This is a genomic window from Leifsonia sp. 10L418 (assembly GCF_056395445.1).
Map to the genome: position 1 here is coordinate 1 of NZ_JBFTJN010000022.1, position 374 is coordinate 374.

The following is a 374-nucleotide window of genomic DNA, read 5'->3' on the forward strand; positions in this document are numbered from 1 at the left end:
CTGCTCGATGAACCCGGTGTTGGCCCGTTCGTCGCCGCGGAACTCCTCGTTACTTGGTCCCACAAAGGCCGCATACGCGGAGAAGCCGCCTTCGCCCGGCTCGGCGGAATCGCACCGATCCCGGCCTCGTCAGGGAACACGACCCAGCATCGGCTCCACCGCGGTGGCGACCGGCAGCTCAACCGCGCTCTCCGGACCACCGCGTTCAACCGCTACTACAGCGATCCCGAAACCATCTCCTACGTCGCCAAACGCACCCAAGAAGGCAAGACCCCCGAGAAGATCCTGCGCTGCCTCAAGCGCTACATCGCACGCTCACTCTTCAGGAAACTCAACGCGAACGCCCCTTGACACGACCCATAGAAGCGTCGACA

Annotated in this window: 1 protein-coding gene; it reads left to right on the plus strand. The window is 63.6% G+C overall.

Going from position 1 to position 374, the window contains the following annotated elements; all coding sequences use genetic code 11:
* A partial coding sequence (locus AC1DCF_RS19165) for a transposase (protein WP_477212367.1) occupies positions 1-351 on the plus strand: 351 nt, incomplete at its 5' end.
* Positions 352-374: the final 23 nt, after the last annotated feature.